Below are 22,045 nucleotides of genomic sequence, written 5' to 3'. Positions count from 1 at the left end.
GGGAGTGCCTGGAGCGGGCCGGGCCCGCTCCAGGCACCTTGTCACGGCGTCCGACGCGCCGTCACGGTGTTTCCGTCACGCGCAGCAGCCCCCACCAGCCCTCGCAGACGCCCCAGTGCAGATTGCCGGTGCGGTAGGCGTAGTCACCGGGGTAGTTGGCGCGGAAGCGGACGGTGCGGGTGCTGCCCGCGGCGAGGGCGCCGATGGTCGAGACGTACGGGCCGCGGCCGGTCTCGGAGCCGTCCCACACCTGGCCGTGCACGGTGAAGCACTGGTTGCGGCTGCGGGCCCCGCCGATGGCGAGGTGGACAGCCACCTGGTCACCGGCCCGGCACCGGAGCAGCGGCGTGGGCGGGGCGGGGTCGGCGAGCACCGGGTGGAGCGGGTGCAGGGCGGCGGTGCGGTAGTTGTACGCCTTCTGGCCGTCGTCGTCCCTGCTGTCGGAGAACAGGTCGGCGACGGGCTGGGTGAGGTCGCCGTCGTGGAAGAGCCGCAGCCCGTCCTGGCTGACCAGCACCAGTTCGTGCACCGGCTCGGCGTTGAGCCTGCGGACGACCGCCCGTTCGCCGGTCCAGCACTCCGCGCCGGAGTCCGGGTCGTAGGGGGTGGCGTCGGCGGCTTCCACGACGAGGGCTCCCACCAGGCCGCGGCGCATGTGGGAGACCACGTCGGCCTGGTCGCGGAGCAGGGCGACGCCGGGCTCGGCGGCGTACCAGTGGTAGGTGCGCGAGCCGCCGGGCTTGACGGTGCTGTCCTCGTTGTGGCCCGCGTGGGCTCCGTCGTCGGTCTGGACGTCGTAGCGCAGTCGGGTGGGGTGCAGGGAGACCCGGCCGGAGATCACGCGGGAGCCGGGGTCGTCCTTGGCCAGGAGCGGCGGGTCGAAGGCGCTCGCGGGCGGCGGCCCGTCCAGCTCGTTGACGAGGGTCACCTCGACCCACTCGCCCTCCCGGCAGCGCAGCACCAGCGGGCCGTCCTGCCGGACGCCGTCGACCTCGTAGACGAGTCCGTACGGGTCGACGCGCTTGTCGCTGTAGAGGATGTCGCGGGACTTGGCGCGGACGGTGAAGCGGCGGACCCCCTGCTTGGGCGGCAGGTGGCCGAGGACCGGCGAGGCGGAGGGCAGGGCGGGCAGGCCGTCGTGGGGGCTGCCGTGCAGGCGCAGCAGTCCCCAGGCTCCCAGCCACAGGTCGTCGGTGGCGCCGAAGGACCAGAGGTGGTCGCCCGGCCCCTGGCGGGGGTCGAGGTCGAGGTCGCCGACGTTGGAGATGCCCAGGGTCAGCTGGTCGCGCCAGGGGGTGTCGGGGCGGCCGCGCCACTGGCGCCAGCGCAGCCCGTTGGTGGTGAAGCTGTGCTGGAGGTCGTGCGAGCCCTGGAGGACGTGCAGTCGGATCTGCTCACCGGGGTAGGCGTGCAGCAGGGGGGTGCCCGGGTCGCCGTGGACGCTGCTGGCGAACCAGTCGGCGGGGTCGCCGCCGCGCTCCGAGAGGGGTTCGCAGCGGTAGTTGACGGCCATCACGCCCTGGTCGTCGGGGCCGCCGGGGGTCGGGGGCGGGTTGATGGGGCCGCCGCCGTGGCCGCCGGGCATCGCGCCATCCATCTGCATGTGCTCCACGAGGGGGACGAAGTCGGCCACGGCCAGCACGAATTCGCGGAACTGGCCCTCGGGCCGCTTGATCACGGCCTGGGTGCCGCGGCGCAGTGGTGTCGTGGCGTCGGCCGGCTCGTACCACTCGGCGTCCTCCGCCTCGGCGATCAGCGCGCCGAAGAGGCCGTGCCGCTGGCGGTAGTTGGCGAGCAGGTGGTCGTGGAAGAAGACCGTGCCGAACTCCTCGTTCACATACCAGCGGTAGGTCCAGGAGTTGTAGCGGCCGAAGTCCTCCGCGCCCTGGTCCACGGTGGTGGTGCCGGAGATGTAGTTCCAGCCGATGCTGGAGCCGTCGGAGATCAGGGGGTCGTATTTGACGAGGTGGGTGTGGAGTCCGCACTCGGGCTGGAAGGGCAGCGCGGGGTCGAAGGCGCTCTCCTTCTGGGGGCCGGTGGGCAGCGCGTTGGTGAGGGTGAACTCCAGGATCTCGCCCTTGCGGGCCCGGATGACCAGGGGCTCGATGGTGCGTTCGCCCGCTTCGAGCTGGCGCCGGAATTCCTCCAGGCCGCCCGCCTCCTCCAGCTCCTCGGCGAGGACGAAGAAGTGTCCGCGGTGGTCGTGCCAGGTGACGGCGTGTTCGGCGGTGGGGTCGCCGTGGTAGTAGACGGTGCCGCTGGCGGCGACCAGGTGGTAGCGGCGCACGGGTGCGTCGGGTGGGCCGATCTTGGTGAACGCCTCGCCGGGCTGCGGGTCCCGGCAGAAGGCCGCGGCCTCCAGCGGGGTGGGTTCGCGGCCCATGCCCGGCGGCTGGTGCGGGGTGCGCGGCGGCCGGGGCGACTTCTGCGGGTAGGCGGCGGCTTCGCGCATGAAGTTCGGGAAGCCGGGCTTCTCGGGCGTGGGCGGCGGCGGTGGGGCACGGTGCGGGAGCGGGGTGAGGGCCGTGATCGGGGTGCCGTCGGGGTAGCTTCCGGTGCCGTCCTGGAGGGTGTCGAACATCCGGAAGAGGCCCCACATGCCCATGTGGAAGTGGACGTACATGTGGCAGTGCCAGATCGCGTCGCCGACGGCGGCCTGCGCGGAGCCGAGGCCGCCGATGAGCTCCAGGGTGAGGCCCTCCTGGGGGCTGATGCTGACGGAGTCCACGATCGGGGACGCCGGGTCGCCCGGGTCGGTGTGCCACTGGTGGAGGTGGGTGTGGAAGACGTGGGTGTCGCGCATGCCGCCGTGGACGAGCCGGATGACCGCGGGGTCGCCCTGGTAGCCGCGCAGCACCGGGGTGGCGGGGTCGCCGAACATCCATGAGCTGTGGTGCATCTCCTCGCCCGTCTGGGCGTCGCGCACCGGGTCGAGCTGTCCGCTGTCCAGCATCTGCTGGTAGCGGTACATCCGCCATTCCATGGGCTCGATGCGGAGGTTGACCGGGAGCATGGCGTTGTTGGGCGGGGTGAGGTCGCCGAGGGTGTCCGGGCCGCCCCGGCGCGCCCTGGCGGCCACCGACGGGTGGGTCATCGGACCGGCCGCGTCCATGCCGCCCATGCCGCCCATGCCCCCCATGGGAGGCATCACGGTGGAGAGGTCCGCGGGGTTGTCGTTGCTGGGGTACTCCATCATGAAGATGACGAACTCGCGGAAGCTGCGGTCGGGCAGGTGCACGTCCGCGTAGAGCCCGGAGGCGAGGTCGCTGCCGGTCTCCGGGTCAGTCCAGGTGGCGTCCTCCGCCTCCACCACGAGCGCGCCGATCATGCCGTGGCTCTGGCCGCCCTCGCCGCGCGGGTCGGCCATGTCACCGAAGTGGAAGACCCCCTCGTGCTCGCACACCCACTCGTAGAGACGGGTGCCGCCGGGCGGGACACTGGTGTCGGGGTTGCGCCCGACGGCCAGCCCGTCCTGGGTGCGGGCGTCGTACTGCACGCCCTGCATGGTGATGCCGGTGGGGCGGTCGAGCTCATTGCTCAGGCGCACGCGCAGCCGCTCGCCGCGGCGCACCCGCAGCACGAGCGGGCGGGCCAGCGGGTGCGGCTTCGGGACCCGGTCGGGCTCCTTGAGGTAGTCCGGGAACGGCGAGGGCCAGGTGGCCGCGACCGCGCGCAGCTCCTCGGCGTCCTGGGCGAGCGTGTAGAGGGCGCCGTTCGCGTCGTAGTCCCCGAACTCGTTGTAGGCGATGGGTACGTGCAGGGCGACGACGTCGTACGTGCGTGTGGGTGTTGCCATCAGTTGTGCTCCCCCGATATGTCGTACGTGCGCGCTTGCGCTTGGTGGGTGAGGTGGAGGGGTGACTGGATTGAGGTGGGCGGGGTGGGACGGGGTGGGGCCCGTCAGGCGGCGGTGCTGTGCGCGAACCGCCCGGTTTCCTTGCCGTCGGAGAGGATCCGGCCCTCCCAGCGGTAACTCTGCCGGAACGGGCCGTCGTTGGCGGCGCCGCCGTTCCGGGTGAAGGTGAGGACGACCCGGTCGCCACGCCGCACCGCGACCTGGTTCTCGATCGGCAGATAGCAGTGCTTCCAGCTGTCGGAGGCCGTGCGCTCCGCGATCCCGTCGCCGGAGATGTCCAGGGCCACGGTGTCGGAGAGGGTGGCCACGAAGTAGCCCTTGAAGCCGCTCAGCACGCCGTCCCGCTGCACGGTGAAGACGAGCGGCACCTCGTACGTCGTGGCCGCCTCGCCCTGCTCCAGGTCGTGGACGCGCACGATCCGCGGCGCGGCGAGGTGGCCGTCCAGCGGCAGGACCACGTCGTAGTAGAGGTCGAAGGGGCCGCGGGCCCCGCGGCCGCGCAGCAGCTCGGCGAAGCGGCCCGCCCCGCCGCCGTCCTGCGGCAGCCCCGCCCGCACCTGGGCGTGGGCGCGGGCGGCCGTCACCGGAACGAGGTAGCTCTCGACCCGCCGCGGGAGCATCCTGCCGCCGGGTGCGAGGAAGCGGCGGCGCGCGTCGGCGAGGATCGTGGCGAAGCCCTCGTTGTCGGCGAGGTTGCCCATGATCTCCGAGATGACGATGTCGACCCGCTCGGGCAGCTCCACGTCGAAGGAGAGGCCGTGGACGGGCCGGAAGCGGTCGCCGTGCCCGGCGGCCGCCACCCGGTCGCCGGCGGTGCGCAGCACCTCGGCGTTGAGCTCGATGCCGTAGACCCGGCGGGCGCCCGCCTCCAGGGCCCACTGGGCGAGGATGCCGGTGCCGGTGCCCAGATCGAGGACGGTGGCGCCGGGGCTTACGGCCTCCAGGACGGCGGCACGGAACGCCTCCATCCGCAGGTCGTCGCCGAGCATCAGGTCGTGGAAGGCCACGTCCCAGTCGGTGAGCCGTTCGGAGGCGGGCAGCCAGACCTGTTCCGCGGTGTACGGCGCGGGTCCGTCGGTGGTGGCGGTCACTGTCGCTCTCCTTGCGTTTCTGCCGGAGCGGTGCCGGGTGCGGTGTCCGTGGTACCGCCCGCGGCGGGACGGACCGGGAGCGGGCCCGCGCAGGGGCCGGAGACCTGACGGCCGGTGACGAGGTCGAAGGTCGAGCGGTGCAGGGGGCAGGTGATGCGCAGGGTGTGGGCGTTGACGTAGCCGTGGACGAGCCGGCCCTTGCGGTGCGGGCAGGCCGCCGCGATCTCGTACGCCCGGCCCTCGACGGTGACGCGCACCCACTCCCCCGGCAGCGGCTCGACGACGGGAGCCTGGTCGCCTTCGCTCATGCCGCCTCCCGGGCCCGTTCGACGGCCGCCTCGAAGGCGGTGCCGATGAGTTCGGAGACCAGCAGCGCGCCGACCCACAGCCGGGTGGGGTCGAGTCCGTGGGCGGCCTCGTACTCCCGGATGGCGACCTGCATCTCCTTGCGGTGGAAGGTGTCGATGTGCAGGTGCTCGGTGTAGTACCGCCCGTTGGCGATGCCGAGCCGTTCGCAGGCGCGGGCCTGGACGGTGAAGGCGGAAGGGATGCTGGCCTCCAGATAGGCGAGGCCGCCGAGGAAGTACTCCATGTGCGGGGCGCGCTGGGTGAGCCAGTAGAAGACGTCGAGGAAGGCATAGGTCTCGTCGCTGGTGCGGTCCAGATAGGCGTCCAGTTCGAGCGGGAGACCGAGTTCCGCGAGGAGGTTCACATAGAGCTGGGAGTGGGCCTGCTGGAGGTTTCCGCAGCCGAACTCGTCGATGAGCACCCGCATCACGGCCATCTGCGCGCGCAGCGGCAGACGGGGTATGGCGGGGAAGAAGTTCTGCGCCTCGGTGAGCCCGTCGGGAGCGAACTCCGCGACGACCGACGTCATTTGGCTGATCGTCGCTTCCTCGGCGAGGTAGTTTCCGGCCGGTGTGGCCTCGCTCTCCTTGGTCAGCAGCTCCTCCAGTGCCGCGAGCCAGTCGGCACGGGAGGCCAGTGGCGGTGTCGTCTCCTCCAGCCGGGCCACGCGGGCCACCACCCAGTCGCGTTCGATCCGCTCGATCTCGGCGAGGGTCTCCACGCCGGGCAGGGAGCGGTTGTGGACGAACAGCCGCTTGAGGTCGCTGTCCGTCGGCCGGGCTTTCATGTGCGGCTCCCTTCCGGTGCCGCCGTCCGGTCGGTGCCGAGCACCTGGCGGCGGTGGAGTTCGGTCTTGAGGGAGCGGTACCAGTCGGGCCGGTCCAGACCGTATCGCTCGCAGGCGTCGCGCACGACCGCGTCATAGGCCGGCCGGGCGGCGAACGCCGTGGCGCAGATGGCGGGTTCGACGTTGGCCAAGGCCATGACCCAGCCGTCCACCTCCTCGCAGTCGCCCACGAGGTGTTCCAGGCCCTGGAGGACCGGCACTCCGGGGTGCGCGGCGAGCAGGGCGCGGGTGGCCGCCGGGTCGCCGGCCGAGTCCTTGACGGCGGCCACGCCCGGCAGGGCGCAGATCCTCAGCAGGGTGTCGTGCTCGATGGCGTTACGGGAGATCTCGGATTCGTGGTAGACGACGACGGGCAGCCCGGCCCGCGCGACGGCCGCGTAGTGGTCGTACATCTCCCGCTGGGTGACGTCCGGCCCGTACGGCGTGGTGGTGACGACGGCGGCGGCGCCGAGGCGGGCGGCGAGCCGGGCCCGCTCGGTCACCTCCGCCGTGCCGGGCCGCTGGATCCCGGCCAGCACCGGCAGTCCGCCGGCACAGGCGAGCGCGTGGCCGACCATGTCGCGCCATTGACGCTCCGTCAGGGCCCAGCCCTCGCCGGTGCTGAGGGCCGGGAGCAGGGCGGTGACGTGGGGCCGCACCGAGGCGACAAGGGCGGCGACGTCCGCCCGGGACACCTCGCCCCGGCCGGTCAGCGGCGTCACCAGCGGGACCGTCACTCCGTGGAACATCCGTCCTCCTCCCACAGGAGTCCGCGCGGGATGCGCAGGGCGAGCGAAGCACGGTAGAGCTTCTCCAGGCCCTCGGGGAAGGGGACCTCCGGTCCCGCTTCGGGCGGGTGGACGGCCAGCGCCCGGCAGGCGCGCAGGCCCGGGCTGACGGTGCAGAGGACGCCGTCGCGGCGCAGCACCATGCCGGCCAGGAGCCGTTCGTGCACGGGCAGTCCGGCGGTGGCGTCCGCGCCCAGGCCCGCCTCGATGTCCTCGCGGGTGTAGCCGAGGCGGTCGATGCGCATGTCGGTGTGCAGGTGGTCCATGAAGGGGTAGTAGGCGTCCTGGAGGTCGCGCGGGAAGCGCCACACCAGGTCGTCGCAGCGGCCCACCTGTTCCCAGCTCATCACGACCCGGCCGTGGAGCCGGGTGGCGAAGAAGGACTTGCAGGCGATCCGGGTCGCCTCGTCCGCGCTGTTCATGCCGAGGAACAGCGTGGCGTCCACATAGGTCGTGCGCGGGGGGTGCTCGTGGTGCCCCGGGCCGGCCGCCTCCCCGTGCGGCCGGCCGGTGCGCGGCTCACCGGGCATGGCGTTCCAGCGCGGCGGCGAGGCGGGTCATCGCGGCGGAGAACATCCGCGGGTCGCGGGCGAGGGCGATCCGCAGGTAGTTCTCGCCCTTGCCGGGTTCGCTCCAGTAGAAGTAGCGGCCTGGCAGCAGATAGAGCCCGTCGGAGGTGAGGTCGCGCTGGAGCTCGGTGGCGGTCAGTTCGGGGTGGTCGATCCTGAACCAGGCGACGCTCACGTTGACCACGGGCTCCTGGTATTCCAGGATCGTCCCGTCCAGCGCCTTGCGGGCGGTCTCGCGGTTGCGGGTGAGGACGTCGCGGACCGAGGAGAGGTCGTCCTCGATGGAGTCCTCGATGTACTCGGCGAGCATGTTCAGCACGAACGGCGAGACATTGAGCAGAACGCTGGTGTGCAGGTTGTATACCGCCTCATGGATATCGTCGCTGACGGTGAGCATCGCGCATTTTGCATCCTGCACCGGCCAGGTCTTTCCGGTGTCCTCTATCGCCATGTAGCTGACGCCTGAATTCTCCAGGAGTTCGTACATGTCGAAGCGTGCGACATCCGGGTCGAACAGCGTGAAGGAGGCGAAGCAGAAATCAATCACCAGCAGCTTGCCGTGGTCCTTGCAGAACCGGACGACTTCCTCGAATCCCTTGCGGCCGTGCTTCAGCAGGCTGAAGCCGGTGGGATTGTTCGGGTCGACCAGGAACAGGGCGTCGGTGCGCACCCGGCGCTTGAGCTCGGTGTAGATCCGGTCGGGGTCGGCGAAGGCCGATTCGTCCACCGGGTAGAGCGGCACGCCCATATTGGCGAGCACGTCGTAGAGATTGTCGAAGCACGGCTCGATCAGCGAGACCGCCATCCGCCGGCGCTTGAGGTACATGCCCACGACCATGGTCGATATGGACGCGGCGTAGGAGAGCATCGTCTTCTGCCGCGCCCGCGCGGTCGGCTGCCGGTGCAGGCGGAAGAACGTGTCGGTGAAGCGCTGTTCGTAGGTCTCCTGGAGGCCCTCCTCCGCTTCGTACCACAGCTCCGGCAGCCGGGCGACGATGCGGTGCTGGCTGGCCGACTGCCGCTGGTGCGTGTGGGCGTCGGCGAGGTTGAACTCGGTCCGCAGCGCCTGGATCTCGTGCTGGGTGAGGTCGACGAGAGACCCGTCGGTGAGGATCTCGGGTGAACTGGTGCGGGTGCCGCTGTGGTTCATGGTTCCTCCCGTGCACACGGTCGGTCTCGGGCCTGCCGGGTCCGGCACGGTCCGTTGGCGCTGCTCCGCTCGCCCGGTCGGGCCGCCGAAGAGGCTCGGCCCGCCCGCGGGGTTTCGTCCTGGGGACGCCCCGAGTGCCGTGCGCGGCGTGTCGCCGGCGCACCGGCGAGCCGGAGCGTGGAAGAAATTGCGCGACCGCGCATTTCCCTGCGGCGCGGGGCGCGATTCAGCTGATGTGGTGGCGCCTCAAGGCATGGGACCACTCGGGCGTGCCGGATCGGTGAACCGGCTCCGGATTCCTTGTGGCATGCCGACGGCTACGCGTGTCCGGGCAGGGCCAGTCTGTGCCCGCCCGTCGTGCGGGCATCGCCCGGAATGAGGTGATCTTCAGTGAAGTGATCTTTTCGGCCGCTCGCCGATGCCCCGATCACGAGCTGTCCCCAGCGTCGGTCGGCATCTTCATGCGAACACGGTCGGATTTACTCGCCATGTTCCTTCTCCCCCGTAACGGACCGCAGTCCGACGCGCAGGACTATGCCATACCCGCAACACCGCGGGCAAGCGTTCCCATAGCCCCGATTTACTTGTTGGAAATAAATCAAGATCCATTCATATGCCGCTGGACAGCGGGGAATTGGAAGAGATCCGTTCCGGACCGCGCATAAGCGGAATGCCCGTCGGCAGCCGGCGGAACAGCGGCGGGCATGGCACAGCGCCCCGCACGCGGTGCCCGGGAGGGTCACGGTGTGCGAGGCGGTGCGGTGTGCCGTCCGCGGGTGGTCAGCCCTCGCGGATCGTCTCGATCTCCAGCGTCAGCTCGATCTCCTTGGAGACGAGGATGCCGCCGGTCTCCAGGGCCATGTTCCAGGTCAGGCCCCAGTCCTCGCGGTTGACCTTGCCGTGCGCCGAGAAGATCGCGCGGTCGTTGTTCCACGGGTCGCGGGCGTAGCCGAGGTAGTCCACGTCCAGGGTGACGGGGCGCGTCACACCCTTGATGGTCAGGTCCCCGGTCATCTTCCCCTTGTCGCCCTGCCAGGTCACCGCCGTCGAGGCGAAGGTGGCCTTGGGGTGCTTCTCCACGTCGAAGAAGTCGCCCGAGCGCAGGTGGTCGTCGCGGGTGCGGTCGCCGCTGTCGACGCTGGCCATGTCGATGACCGCGGTGACCCGGCTGTCCTCGGGCCGCTCGCCGATCTCGACGGACGCCTCGACGCCGGTGAAGCGGCCGCGCACCTTGGTGAGCATGAAGTGCCGTCCCAGGAAGCCGACTTCGGCGTGCCCGGGGTCGACCTTCCACGTGCCGGCGGACGGCAGTTCCACGCCGTTCACCTGGCGGGTGGGAGAAGCGGAGGTGCTCATGGGGTGTCGCCTTCCTCTCAGGTTCCTCTCAGGCGGTCCCGCCGGCGGGACCGGTCTCGGTCGGCAGGCCGGCGTCGATCCAGTCCTGCTTGCCCTCGCCGTATTCGTAGACGTTCGCGTAGCCGAGCTCGGTCAGGCGCTTCGCGGCGATGCCGGAGTTGCCGCAGGGCTCGTTGGCGCAGTAGACGATGATCTCGGCCTGCTTGTCGGGCAGCAGCGCGGGGGCGAGCTTGTCGACCGCGTCGTGCGGCAGGTTGAGCGCGCCGGGCAGGTGCGCCTCCTCGTAGTACGAGGCGGGGAGCGCCTCGATGACCGTCACAGCACCGCTGTCGATCTTCTTCTTGACGTCGTCACGTCCGATGTTGCGGACCATGTCGCCATCCCTTCGAGAGTGGATTTTTCCGTGCGTCCGCACACACACTACCAAGTGCGTGCGGACGCACACAAGGCCCGATACACTTTCCCCGTGAGCAAAGGGGATGTGGGTATCGAGGCATGGCGAGCACTGCTGCTCGCCCACAACACAGCCGTCCGCGCGATCGAGAGCGACGTGCAGCGCGAGGGCCGCGTCCCCCTGACGTGGTACGACGTGCTGCTGGAGCTCAAGGCCGCGGGCGAGCACGGACTGCGGATGCAGGAGGTCGCCGAGCGCGTGGTGCTCAGCCGCACCCGCGTCAGCCGCCTGGTCGACGAGATGGTCCGGGCCGGACTCGTCCGCAAGGACGCCGACGGCGCGGACAAGCGCGTGGTCTGGGCCGTCATCACGGAGGAGGGCCTGGAGGCGCTGCGGGCGACCGCGCCCGCGTACATGCGCGGCATCCGGCGCCACTTCTCCGCGTATCTCACCGACGAGGAGACCGAGGTGGTCGCCGAGGCCCTCACCAAGGTGGCCCGCGGCGAGCGCGTCGACACGGTGGCCGCCCCGCGCCGCCGCGGCTGAGCTCCCCTCGGCTCCCGGACGGGCGCGGACCTCCGACGGTCCGCGCCCGTTTGTGTGCCGGCGACGCACAGCTCCTCCTCACCAACCCTTCTCCGTTCGTTCACGGAATGGCCCCTGCCGCTCAGCATGCTGACGGGTGACGATTACCAGCCGGTAAGTACGGCGTCGGACCACCCGGGACGGTGGTCCGGCGCCGAGGGCTGTCCCCCACGGAGTCAGGAGCACACGGCATGCCCGCATACAGCAGACGTCAGTTCCTCACCGGTGCCTCGGCCGCGGCGGCCGGAGTCGCGCTCGCGCTGACCGACGGCCCCCTGGCGTCCGCGGCGGTACGCGACCGGGCGGTGGCGGCCTCCGCCGCCCGCGCGGTCCGAACCGGCGGCACCACGCTGGAGCAGGTGGCCGTGCCGACCGGCACCGGCCCGTACAGGCGTCTGCGCTCCGGCCCCGGCTGGCCCCTGGTCGTACGCACCGACCTCGCCGCCGCCTCCTCGGCACGGGACGGCAGGCGTACGGCGCTTGCGTCCTTCGTGCAGTTCACCGACCTGCACCTGGCCGACACGGAGTCGCCCGTACGCTTCGAGTTCCTCGCCCCGCACAACGACAGCGCGCACCGCCCGCAGGAGGTGCTGACCGTGCGCGGCGCCTCCTCGCTCGTGGAGCGGGTGAACTCCCTGTCCGGCGGCCCCTGGACGGGAACGCCGTTCTCCCTGGTCATGGCGACCGGTGACAACACCGACAACCACGAGCTGATCGAGCTCGACTGGTACCTCTCCGTCATGAGCGGCGGCCGCGTCACTCCGAACAGCGGTGACCCGGCGCGCTACGAGGGCGTGCAGAACTCGGGCAACGCGGCCTTCTGGAACCCGGAGTCCTCCCTCCGGGACGCCTACAAGGGCCGGGGCTTCCCCGAGATACCCCGCTTCCTCTCGGCCGCGGGCAGCCCCTTCACCGCACCGGGGCTGCGCACCCCGTGGTACTCCACCGTCGGCAACCACGACGACAGCATCGAGGGCACGCTGCCCGACCTCGGCCTCCTTCATTCCCTCTACACCGGTGACCGCAAGCTGGAGGGCTGCGACCAGGCGGAGGCCGCGAAGCTGGCGGAGGCGCTGCGCAACGACCCCGCGCAGGCCGTGCTCCGGCTCGCGCACCTGCTGAAGAGCTCGGGCCCGGTGCGCCACATCACCCCCGACGGCCGGCGCGCCCCCTTCACCCCGAAGGAGTTCGCCGCGGCCCACCTCGACCCGAAGTACACCGGCCCGGGCCCCGTGGGCCACGGCTTCACCGCCTCGGCCGCCGACAGCGGGAAGCTCTACTACACCTTCCCCGTCGCGGAGGGGGTGCTGGGCATCAGCCTGGACACCACCAACCCGGCCGGATTCGCCGACGGTTCGGTGGGCACCGCGCAGCTGAAGTGGCTGGAGTCCGTGCTCCAGGCCCACAGCGGCCACTGGTACGACACCGACGGCCACCTCGTCAAGGGCGGGCCCGGGGGCCAACTGATCGTCCTCTTCAGCCACCACACCAGCACGAGCATGGGCAACCTGCTGCCGGACCCGCACCACCCCTTCGAAGGACGGCACGACGGCGCGGCCCTCGTCGCGCTCCTCCAGCGGTACCCCAACGTCGTCGCCTGGGTCAACGGCCACACCCACGAGAACCGCATCACGGCCCACGGCCACACCGTGCCCGAGCGCGCCTTCTGGGAGATCAACACCGCGTCGCACATCGACTTCCCGCAGCACGCGCGGATCATCGAGATCGCGGACAACGGCGACGGCACGCTGTCCCTCTTCACCACGCTGGTGGAGTCGGCGGCTCCGTACACGACGGACTTCTCCGACACCTCCGAGGCCGGCCTCGCGGCCCTCTACCGCGAACTGTCCTGCAACGACCCCTACGCCACACCCGACCGGAAGCTCGGCTCCCCCCTCGACCACAACACCGAGCTGCTCCTGACGAAGCCCCGGGGCTGACGGAGCCGCACGGCGGTCCGTCCCCGGACCACGGGCCCGGGGACGGACCACCCGGAACGTCATGTAATATTTCTTCCGCGCCGCTAGCTCAGTTGGTCAGAGCGGCTGACTCTTAATCAGCAGGTCCGGGGTTCGAGTCCCTGGTGGCGCACCACAGCGAAGGTCCCCGCTCCGGCGGGGGCCTTCGTCGTGTTCCCCGCGCTCAGGAGGAGAACAGCCTTTCCAGGAAGGGGCTTCGGAAGACCCCCGCCGGATCGTGGCGGTCGAGCACGGCGGCGGCGTCCTCCCAGCGCGTGCCCGCGGGCTGGCCCGTCCGGAAGGCGCCGGGCCACGTCCGGCCGAGGAGCGCGGCGTCGGTCCAGGCGCCGTCCGGTCCGTAGGCCCAGCCCTTGGCCCACTCGGGGCGGAGCGCGCACCAGGTGGTGAAGTGGGTGACCATCCACTGTTCGAGGTCGCGGTGGAAGGTGTACTCCCCCGGTGTGCCGGGGAAGGTCGTGGAGTTCAGCCAGACGACGGTGTCCCACTCGGGGTGGTCGGGCCGGGGCCGGGCCGGTGACAGCAGCGGGCCGTCGGGGGCGGCGGCGTCGGCACCGGTGATCCGTACGTCGACGGGGCCGTTGACCGGATACTCCCCGCGCGCCCGGTGCGCGTCGAGCACCTGCTGGAAGCGGGACCAGAAGCCGTGCAGCACGCGCTGCACATCCGCCCGCGCGCAGAGCACCGCCCAGCCGGCGAACACATAGCGCAGCGTGGTGGGCCGCATATAGAGCACCGTGTTCTTCGACCATCCCCACAGGTCCCAGGTGGCGGTCGCGGTCAGGCCGAGCCGGACGGCCTCGGCCAGCCCGGTGGTGAGCAGCGGTGTCAGCGCGGTGGCACCGCGCATGATCTCGCCCGCCAGGCCGGACAGTTGCCGGGGGACGGTGTCGTAGAAGACATAGGGGTACGGGGCGTCGACCTCACGGGACGTGGGCGGCCGCCGGGGCTCCTCGGTCCAGAGCTTGAGCCAGGCGTGCTCGGTGTAGGGCAGCCACAGCACCTCGGCGCGTCCGCCGCCCGCCAGGGCCCGGTCGAGCCGCCGGCCGGGGCCGCCGGGCGGGCCGAAGAGTTCCGCCATGGGGATGTCGTACGAACTGACGCACCGCAGCCGGACGTTCGCGGGGACCCGGAGCGTGGCCTCGGTGACGTACGCCCGGCCGAGGTGCAGGAGGAACGCCGCGGTGTCGGGCTCGCCGCGAGGGAACGTCCGCAGGGTGTGCCGGCCGGCCGCGGCGTCCCAGACCACGGCGGTGAGGGACTCCACCAGGTCGCTGACGGTCGACGCGAAGGCACGCCCCGCGCCGGCCACCGGGACGCCCGTGCCGTGGCCGCCGATGGCCAGGGCTCCGGCCACGGTCAGGTCTCCGATGGCGGGGACGCACGTCAGCCCGTATCCGGCGGCTTCCAGGGCGGAGTGCACCGCGTCCATGGTGGCGCCCGCCTGCGCGGTGACGGCCGGGGAGCCGCCGTGCCGGAGCGCGATCGCGGTGAGGTGTTCGGTGGAGTCGACCAGGACGAGCCTGCCGGTGTCCTCGCCCCGCCGGGCGAGCAGGGGCGACCAGGTGTGGCCGCTGCCCTTGGGGCGCAGCTTCCAGCCCCGGGCGCGCGCCCAGTCGGCCAGCTCGACGACGTCGGCGGGGGTCGCGGGGAGCGCGGTCCACACCGCGTCCAGGGCGACCTCGCCGGACCAGTTCCGGAAGCCCTGGCGGACGAGGCGGACGCCGGGAGGGAAGGACGGCGGGGCGCTCATGCCCGCGGCGTGGGCGTCCAGGCGGAATGCCGGAGCCCAGCCCATGGCCGTCCCCGCGGTGGCGGCGGCCGCGGTGAGCACACGGCGCCGGCCCGGTGCCTCCGTCGGCGTGGCGTTGTCGGTCACTGGGCCCCTTCCCGCCGCAGGTGGCTACGGCAGTTCGTCCGTCATGGTGTGCGGTAGAGCGGCCCCGGGGAGTCCGGGCCGGGCGGCGTCTGGATGACGGGCACCGGTTTGTTGTGCGGCCAGCCGTCGGAGGCGTCGTCGAAGCTGAGCTCGCCGCTGGCGGCGGGCACGGGGCTGGCGTCGTGGAGATTGGTGATCTGGTGGTAGACGTCCTGCACCCCGGGTGCTTCCTTGCCCGTCTGGCCGGTGACGATGCGCGTCGCCCAGACCGCGGTCAGCACGGCGTCGTGGTGCATGATCGCGTAACCGTCGCTGAGCTCGCTGTCCGGGAACCTCAGATCGTGGAAGCCCTGGTGGAAGGGCTTGAAGCCGCTCGGCGCCTGGCTGCCTTCGATCCACTGCCCGGAGCTGCTCGCCGACGCCTCCAGGATGGTGATCGCGCTGTCCTTGAGCAGTCCCTTCACCTCCGCCGCCTGCTGCACGGCCCCGGTCGACCCGGTCACGACCGTGACCGGTTTGTCGTGCCCGCACTGGCCGCGCGTCGACAACGCCCGCACGAGATCGGGCAGATCGCGGCCCCGGCCCGCGTAGAAGACCAGTCGTGCCTTGGTGAGACAGATGTTGTTGACGGCGTTGAAGAAGAGTCTGGGTATGCCTTCCGGATCGCGCCCGGTCGCCCCGACGAACGATACTCGCCGTTTGTCGATGTAATCGGGGAAGACGTCGTCGTACGCCTTGCGCATGGTGCGTACGAAATTGTCATCCCTGCTGTCGAACACGAGGTACCCGCGCCGCTGTTCGGCGGGGAGGCGGTCGAGCCGGGCGCGGAGGGCTTTCGCGTAGTCGGTGTTGGAGGGCGAGACCTTGAACAGGCGCTCGGAGTTGACGTTGGTGGCGGTCAGGACGGCGCCGATCGCGGGGATCCCGTCCTTGCCGAGCGCGTCGGCGGCGCGCTGGGTCTCGGGGACGCTGACGCCCATGCCGGTGACGGCGACGAGGGGGTGCGGGCCGCCGGTCAGCGCGGCCAGCCGGTCCACCGCCCGGTGCCAGTAGGTCTGGTTGCGGCCCTCACTGGCCAGCACCAGCTGGATCTGCGGGGTGCGGCCCTGGATCCCGGTGGCGGCCTCCTCGGAGAGCGACGGGCAGGCGTTGGCGCGGCACTGCGCGGCGTAGGCCCCCTCCAGGCTGCTGCGTATCTCCTCTATCGGCAGGGCACTGGTGTCGCTGTCGGTCATCGGACCCAGCACGCCGACCTTGACGTACGGGACGGGCGTCCGGCCCTCGGCGGGCTTCTCCCACTGATCGCGGACCCGTTGGTTCTCCTTGGCGATCCGCTCGGTGATGTCCTTGAGCTGCGGGGCGAAGGCGTAGGCCGTCTCGTCCATGACGCCGACGCACTCGCGCTGCGCGCCCGAGCCCATCCACTCCAGGCCGGGCGTGCCGTCGGCGCAGCGGTGGTCCGCGTCGTGAGGCCGCAGCAGCCATACGGCGCCCCCGGCGATGAGGGCGACGACGAGGACGAGCGTGCCCGCCCCTCGCCAGCCCTTCCACCACGGTGGCAGTTCGTCGGGTACCGGGTTCGCGGGCATGGCTGTCTCCCTTGCCGGACGGGTGCGCTCCGCGCGGTCGGTGATACGCGGTTCAGTCGGTGATACGCGGTTCAGTGGTACTTCGCGGCCTCGTGCCTGAGGCCGGCCCTGCGGGGGTCGGAGTGCAGGGCGAGGTCCTGGAGCATCGAGCTGATCGTGAGATTGAGCTCCGGGCTCGCGCCGGGCAGCCGGTTGCGCGGGTCTGCCGCCAGCCACAGCGCGGTGACCAGGAGGGTCATGGCGCGGTGGGTCACGAAGGAGCGGGGGGCGAGGCCGGCGGCCAGCTGGTCCACGCGGTGGGTCGCCGACCGCTCGGGCACGACCGGCTCGCGCAGCGGAGCGGCGGTGATCGCGTACAGCTCGTACAGCCAGGTGTCGGTGTCGGGCACCTCGACGAGGCGGTGGGCGAGGTGGTCGACGACGTCGTCGAGGTGGCCGCGGGCCAGCGCGTGGTACATCACGTCGGGCGTCCGGCCGCGCAGCCGGTGCCAGCTCTGCATGGTCTCGTGCGCCTCGTCCCACCGGTCCGGGTCGCGCGCCAGGGTCTGCAGGAGCAGCAGGCGCAGCCAGGGGTGCAGGACGAAGGCGCCGGGCGCGGGGTGGACGTGTTCGAGATAGCCGGAGCCGCGGCCGCCGCGCGTGGCCGCGTCCTGGGGCACCGGGTCGACGAGCCACAGGCCGGTGCCCACCACCCGGGCGAGGGAGTTGCGGGTGTGGAGGGAGAAGGAGTCGAGCAGGCCCGCGTCGCCGGCCCAGTCGAAGGCGCGGGCGGCGCCGCAGGTGATGAGCGCGGAGCGCTGATCGGGCGTCAGCGCGTGGAGCAGGTCGAGCAGGACGGCGCGGTCCAGGGGCGGTCCGCCGTCGGGCGGGCCGTCGGTGGGGGCTTCCGGCAGGGACAGGATGCCGCGCAGCGCTGCCTCGTGGCCGCCCTGGCCGACGCGGCGCCCCACGGTGTCGAGGAGGCGGACCACGCTCCACGGGTGGCCGCCGGTCAGCCGGTGCACCAGGGCGGGCACCTCCGGCAGCCGCGCGGCGACCCCGGCCCCGAGCTGGGCCACCTCGCCCTGGGTCAGGTCGCGCAGCCGCACGCAGTACCAGCGCCAGGACAGGTCGGGCGGCGGGGAGGGGATGGCCCGGACCCAGTCGGCGTACGACGCCTGCTCGGGGGTGCGGACGCGCACCCCGGCGGGGCCGCGGGCGAACGGGCCGGGGATCCGGCCGGTGTCGGAGGCGGTGGCGACGACCAGCAGCGGGTCGGTGGCGGTGCCCGCGTCGCGGAGCTGGAGGAGCAGGTCGAGGAACTCGCGGCCCCCGTCGGCGTCGATGTTGTCCAGCAGCACCACGCAGTTGCGGTCGCGACGGCGGCGGGTGAACTCGCCGCGCAGATCCGCCAGGAACGCCTCGCACAGCCTCCGGTCCACGGCGGCGCGGTCGTCGGGGGCCTCGCTCCTGCTCAGCTGGTTGAGGGCGACGAGTTCGGCGAGGGGTGTGTGGGGGCCCGCGTACCAGGAGAAGCCGGTGCGCCGGGCCACGGCGAGCGGGAGCTCGGGCGGGCGGCGGATCAGACCCGCGAGCAGGCCCGCGCCGGGTATCTGGACCAGGCTGAGGTCCTGGAGCAGCCCCGCGAAGTCGGTGGCGCGCTCGGCCGCGACGGTGTGCTCCCGCACCTCCTGCAACGCCCGCCGAAGTTGCCGGCCGGCCCTGCGGGCGTCGGTGGCGTCCAGGGAGAGGCCCGGATCCACGACCACCAGGCCCAGGGTGAGCCGGGGGAAGCGCAGGGAGGGCTGGCGGGGGAAGCGGTGGGAGAGGCCGTAGGCGAGGCGGCCCGCGATCTCGTGGGGCCTTCGGCGAGCGGCCGAGCCGAAGTCGTAGTATGCGTGGGGGCGGTGCGAGCCGAGATAGCCGAGCCACTTCAGGGCGGTGGTCCTGCCGCTGCCGCGGGTCCCGACGAGCACGGTCACGGGAAGGCCGGGCCCGGCCCCTTCCGCCCGGCCGTCCTGCACCCGGGAGCGGCACTCCTGGTAGAGCGCTTCGACGCCCTGGATCCCCACCGGGCGAGTCATCGGTTCCGGCACTCTGCTCACACCCCCTCGAACCGGCGTGCGCCCGGCCCGTGTTGGCATAGTGCCACGGTATGTACGGCGTGGGACACGGTTCCGCGGGCTCGGCCGCACGGGCCGTCGTGGCACGGGCACGGGCGCGCCGCACCCCGCGCCGCGGTCAGCCGGCCGACGGCTTGCGCGCCACGCAGAGGGCGGCCAGCGGCAGGGGCCCGCTCCCCTCCGCCGCCCGGAGGAACCCGGTCACGGTGAGCGCGATGTGCCACCCCAGCGGCGTGAGGCCCGCGGTACGGAGCATCGCCTCGGCCTCCGCGTGCGTCCGCATGCGTCCGCGCTTGCCCACCGCGGCGAAGACCGCCCGCAGCCATCCCGTGGCGAAGTGATCGGCGATCAGGACATGGCCGCCCGGCCGCAGCACACGGGCGGCCTCCGCGAGCCCGCGCCGCTGGTCGGCCCAGTGGTGGAAGGACAGCGTGCTGAGCACCAGCGGGAAAGAGGCGTCGGGGAAGGGGAGTTGCTCGGCGCGCCCCACGACGCAGGCCCCACCGTCCGCCGCCGCGCGGCGGATCATCGAATGGGCGGGGTCGGCCCCGGTCACGGCGGCGCGCGGGAAGCGCGCGCGGGCCTGGCGCAGCAGGGCGCCCGTGCCGCAGCCGATGTCCAGGATCCGCGGCGGGTCCGGTTCCACCACCGCCGCGTGGTGCAGCAGGGCGCGCTGGACGGGCCGGAAGTAGCGTTCCTGGAGCACGCTGTCGTCGTAGGTGGCGGCCCAGCGCTCGAACTGTGCCACGTCCCGTCCGGCCGCCGGATCCTTCCTCACCGCTCCGGTGTACCGGCCCGGCACCGCTGGCGGGGGCGTTTCACGCCGGTGCGCGGGGCGCGCCGGGGCCGGTCCGGCGCCTGAATCACCGTGGCGCGCCCCGTCACACCTTCGCCAGCGCCTCCCTCAGCCAGCCGACCCAGAAGGACTCCAGGTCGATGCCCCCGCGGAGCACCAGGTGGCGCAGCCGGTCACGCTCGTTCTCCGGCCCGGCCGCGAAGTCGCGCCGTTCGATCGCCTCGTACTCCGCCAACTGCTCCTCGTGCAGGGCGAGATGGCGGCGCAGCTCCGCGGCGAGGCCGGCGGAGCCCACCACTCCCGCCGCCCGCATGCGCAGCAGGAGCGGGTCGCGCACGGGCTTCGGGTCCTCCGCGGTGGCCACCCACGCGGCGAGTTCCGCGCGGCCTTCGGGCAGGACCTCGTACTCCTTCTTCTGGCCGCGGGCCGGCTGTGCGGTGGGCAGGGCGCGGATGAGGCCGCGGTCCTCCAGCCTGCCGAGCTCGCGGTAGATCTGCTGGTGCGTGGCCGACCAGAAGTAGCCGATCGACTTGTCGAAGCGGCGGGTGAGCTCCAGCCCCGATGACGGCTTCTCCAGCAGTGCGGTGAGGATGGCGTGCGGCAGCGACATGGCCGCATCCTATCCGCGCAGCTCAGACGGCCGCCGCGAGCTCCGTGCCCTGGCGGATGGCCCGCTTGGCGTCGAGCTCGGCGGCGACGTCGGCACCCCCGATGACATGGACGGTGTGCCCGGCGGCGCGCAGTTCCTCGTAGAGGCCGCGGCGCGGTTCCTGCCCGGCGCAGAGCACGACGGTGTCCACGGCGAGGGTCGTGGCGGTGCCGTCGGCCGTGAAGTGCAGGCCCGCGTCGTCGACACGGTGGTACGTCACCCCCGCGATCATGGTGACGCCGCGGTGCCGGAGTTCGGTGCGGTGGATCCAGCCGGTGGTCCTGCCCAGTCCTGCGCCGACCTTGCCGGTCTTGCGCTGGAGGAGGTGGACGGTGCGCGGCGGGGTGGGCCGCTCGGGCGCGCGCAGGCCGCCCGGCGCGCGGTAGTCGGTGTCGACGCCCCAGGCGCGGAAGTACGCCCGCGGGTCCCGGCTCGCCCCGTCGCCCGCGTCGGTGAGGAATTCCGCGACGTCGAAGCCGATGCCGCCGGCGCCGATGATCGCGACGCGCTCGCCGACCTCGGCACCGTCGCGCAGGACGTCGAGGTAGGTGACGACACTCGGGTGGCCGACGCCGTCGAGGGCGGGGGTGCGCGGGGTGACGCCGGTGGCGACGACGATCTCGTCGTACGCGCCGGGGGCGAAGGTGTCCGCGGTCACCGGTGTGTTCAGCCTGACATCGACGCCGTGGCGTTCGAGCTGTACGCGGAAGTACCGCAGTGTCTCGTCGAACTCCTCCTTGCCCGGGACCTTGTTGGCGATGTTCAGCTGGCCGCCGATCCGGTCCGCGGCGTCGAAGAGCGTCACCGCGTGGCCGCGCTCGGCGGCGGACACCGCGAACGCCAGGCCCGCGGGGCCGGCGCCGGCGACGGCGAGGCGCTTGCGCCGCCGGGTGGGAGCGAGGACGAGCTCGGTCTCGTGGCAGGCCCGGGGGTTGACCAGGCAGGAGGTGATCTTCCCGCTGAAGGTGTGGTCGAGGCACGCCTGGTTGCAGCCGACGCAGGTGTTGATGGTCTCGGCGCTCCCCTGCCGTGCCTTGGCGACGAAGTCGGGGTCGGCGAGGAAGGGCCGCGCCATGGAGACCATGTCCGCGTGGCCGTCGGCGAGCAACTGCTCGGCCTTCTCGGGGGTGTTGATGCGATTGGTGGTGACGAGCGGGATCGACACCGCGCCCATGAGCTTCTTGGTGACCCAGGCGTAGGCGCCGCGCGGGACCGAGGTGGCGATCGTCGGGATGCGGGCCTCGTGCCAGCCGATGCCGGTGTTGATGATGGTCGCGCCCGCCGCCTCGATGTCCTTGGCCAGGGCGACGACCTCTTCGAGCGAGGACCCGCCGGGCACGAGGTCCAGCATGGAGAGCCGGTAGATCAGGATGAAGTCCGCTCCGACGCGCTCGCGGACGCGGCGGACGATCTCCAGGGGGAAGCGGACGCGGTTCTCGTACGGGCCGCCCCAGCGGTCGGTGCGGTGGTTGGTGGCGGGGGCGACGAACTCGTTGATCAGATAGCCCTCGGAGCCCATGATCTCGACGCCGTCGTAGCCCGCCCGCCGCGCGAGCCCGGCGGCCCGCACGAAGTCCTCGACGGTCCGCTCGATCTCGGCATCGGTCAGGGCGTGCGGGACGAATCCGGAGATGGGCGCCTGGAGGGCGCTGGGCGCCACGAGTCCGGCGTGGTGGGCGTAGCGGCCGAAGTGCAGGATCTGCAGGGCGATCCTGCCGCCCTCGCGGTGGACGGCGTCGGTGACGACGCGGTGCCGGCCGGCCTCCTCCTCGGTGGTGAGCGAGGCGCCGCCCGCCCAGGGGCGCCCGGCCTCGTTGGGCGCGATGCCGCCGGTGACGATGAGCCCTACGCCGCCGCGCGCCCGGGCGGCGTAGAAGGCGGCCATCCGCTCGAAGCCGTTCTCCGCCTCTTCGAGGCCCACGTGCATGGACCCCATCAGCACCCGGTTGGGCAGCGTCGTGAAGCCGAGGTCCAGCGGGCTGAGGAGGTGCGGATAGGAATTCACGGCGGGGCCCTTCGCTGCGTGCCAGATCCTGGGGGACAGGCCTCTTTTCCGGGAGCGTACGACCCCCCGCCTCATTGTGCAACTAG

At 72.1% G+C, this 22,045-nt stretch carries 17 protein-coding genes and 1 tRNA gene; 3 read left to right on the top strand and 15 right to left on the bottom strand.

Annotated features, from left to right (window positions below):
* Positions 1-61: 61 nt before the first annotated feature.
* From ACH427_RS09070 to ACH427_RS09030, 9 genes are all read right to left on the bottom strand, one after another.
* Complete coding sequence (locus ACH427_RS09070; protein WP_398868768.1) at positions 62-3,796, bottom strand: multicopper oxidase domain-containing protein; 3,735 nt, start codon at positions 3,794-3,796, stop codon at positions 62-64.
* 104 nt (positions 3,797-3,900) lie between these two features.
* Entirely contained in the window at positions 3,901-4,947 is a 1,047-nt protein-coding gene (locus ACH427_RS09065; protein ID WP_398868767.1) for a methyltransferase domain-containing protein, read from the bottom strand.
* Positions 4,944-5,255, bottom strand: coding sequence for a Rieske (2Fe-2S) protein (locus ACH427_RS09060; protein ID WP_398868766.1), 312 nt, complete (start codon positions 5,253-5,255; stop codon positions 4,944-4,946). The genes ACH427_RS09065 and ACH427_RS09060 overlap by 4 nt, the downstream gene beginning before the upstream one ends.
* Entirely contained in the window at positions 5,252-6,082 is an 831-nt protein-coding gene (locus ACH427_RS09055; protein WP_398868765.1) for an iron-containing redox enzyme family protein, read from the bottom strand. The genes ACH427_RS09060 and ACH427_RS09055 overlap by 4 nt, the downstream gene beginning before the upstream one ends.
* Positions 6,079-6,870: a dihydrodipicolinate synthase family protein gene (locus tag ACH427_RS09050; protein ID WP_398868764.1), complete on the bottom strand. Its 792-nt coding sequence runs from the start codon at positions 6,868-6,870 to the stop codon at positions 6,079-6,081. Before ACH427_RS09050 ends, ACH427_RS09055 begins: the two co-directional genes overlap by 4 nt.
* A complete protein-coding gene (locus ACH427_RS09045; RefSeq protein ID WP_398868762.1) occupies positions 6,855-7,439 on the bottom strand; it encodes a DUF6190 family protein in 585 nt (194 codons plus the stop codon). The genes ACH427_RS09050 and ACH427_RS09045 overlap by 16 nt, the downstream gene beginning before the upstream one ends.
* A complete protein-coding gene (locus ACH427_RS09040; protein WP_398868761.1) occupies positions 7,429-8,628 on the bottom strand; it encodes an aminotransferase class I/II-fold pyridoxal phosphate-dependent enzyme in 1,200 nt (399 codons plus the stop codon). Before ACH427_RS09040 ends, ACH427_RS09045 begins: the two co-directional genes overlap by 11 nt.
* A gap of 780 nt (positions 8,629-9,408) precedes the next feature.
* Complete coding sequence (locus ACH427_RS09035; protein ID WP_398868760.1) at positions 9,409-9,984, bottom strand: YceI family protein; 576 nt, start codon at positions 9,982-9,984, stop codon at positions 9,409-9,411.
* 28 nt (positions 9,985-10,012) lie between these two features.
* Positions 10,013-10,357 carry a rhodanese-like domain-containing protein gene (locus tag ACH427_RS09030; protein WP_398868759.1) on the bottom strand — a complete coding sequence of 115 codons (345 nt, stop codon included), beginning with the start codon at positions 10,355-10,357 and terminating at the stop codon, positions 10,013-10,015.
* Between the two features lie 93 nt (positions 10,358-10,450).
* Between ACH427_RS09030 and ACH427_RS09025 the strand changes: the two genes are divergently transcribed.
* From ACH427_RS09025 to ACH427_RS09015, 3 genes are all read left to right on the top strand, one after another.
* Complete coding sequence (locus tag ACH427_RS09025; protein WP_398868758.1) at positions 10,451-10,924, top strand: MarR family winged helix-turn-helix transcriptional regulator; 474 nt, start codon at positions 10,451-10,453, stop codon at positions 10,922-10,924.
* A gap of 230 nt (positions 10,925-11,154) precedes the next feature.
* Positions 11,155-12,903 (top strand): TIGR03767 family metallophosphoesterase, encoded by a 1,749-nt coding sequence (locus ACH427_RS09020; protein ID WP_398868757.1) that lies wholly within the window; start codon positions 11,155-11,157, stop codon positions 12,901-12,903.
* A gap of 77 nt (positions 12,904-12,980) precedes the next feature.
* Positions 12,981-13,057, top strand: a tRNA-Lys gene (locus ACH427_RS09015).
* A 48-nt stretch (positions 13,058-13,105) separates the two neighbouring features.
* Here ACH427_RS09015 and ACH427_RS09010 read toward each other — a convergent pair.
* From ACH427_RS09010 to ACH427_RS08985, 6 genes are all read right to left on the bottom strand, one after another.
* Positions 13,106-14,818: a cholesterol oxidase substrate-binding domain-containing protein gene (locus ACH427_RS09010; RefSeq protein WP_398868756.1), complete on the bottom strand. Its 1,713-nt coding sequence runs from the start codon at positions 14,816-14,818 to the stop codon at positions 13,106-13,108.
* Positions 14,819-14,859: 41 nt separating this feature from the next.
* Positions 14,860-16,407: a hypothetical protein gene (locus ACH427_RS09005; protein ID WP_398868755.1), complete on the bottom strand. Its 1,548-nt coding sequence runs from the start codon at positions 16,405-16,407 to the stop codon at positions 14,860-14,862.
* A gap of 71 nt (positions 16,408-16,478) precedes the next feature.
* Positions 16,479-18,470 carry a hypothetical protein gene (locus tag ACH427_RS09000; RefSeq protein WP_398868754.1) on the bottom strand — a complete coding sequence of 664 codons (1,992 nt, stop codon included), beginning with the start codon at positions 18,468-18,470 and terminating at the stop codon, positions 16,479-16,481.
* Between the two features lie 157 nt (positions 18,471-18,627).
* The gene (locus ACH427_RS08995) at positions 18,628-19,287 is read right to left on the bottom strand and encodes a class I SAM-dependent methyltransferase (RefSeq protein WP_398868753.1); all 660 of its coding nucleotides are present in this window, start codon (positions 19,285-19,287) and stop codon (positions 18,628-18,630) included.
* Positions 19,288-19,390: 103 nt separating this feature from the next.
* Positions 19,391-19,915 (bottom strand): PadR family transcriptional regulator, encoded by a 525-nt coding sequence (locus ACH427_RS08990; protein ID WP_398868752.1) that lies wholly within the window; start codon positions 19,913-19,915, stop codon positions 19,391-19,393.
* Between the two features lie 22 nt (positions 19,916-19,937).
* The gene (locus tag ACH427_RS08985; protein ID WP_398868751.1) at positions 19,938-21,959 is read right to left on the bottom strand and encodes an FAD-dependent oxidoreductase; all 2,022 of its coding nucleotides are present in this window, start codon (positions 21,957-21,959) and stop codon (positions 19,938-19,940) included.
* Positions 21,960-22,045 lie beyond the last annotated feature (86 nt).

Origin of the sequence: Streptomyces sp. NPDC020379 (genome assembly GCF_044387105.1) — a bacterium.
GTDB lineage: Bacteria > Actinomycetota > Actinomycetes > Streptomycetales > Streptomycetaceae > Streptomyces.
The sequence above is the reverse complement of the archived record's forward strand: the minus strand, read 5'-3'. Positions and strand labels throughout refer to the sequence as shown.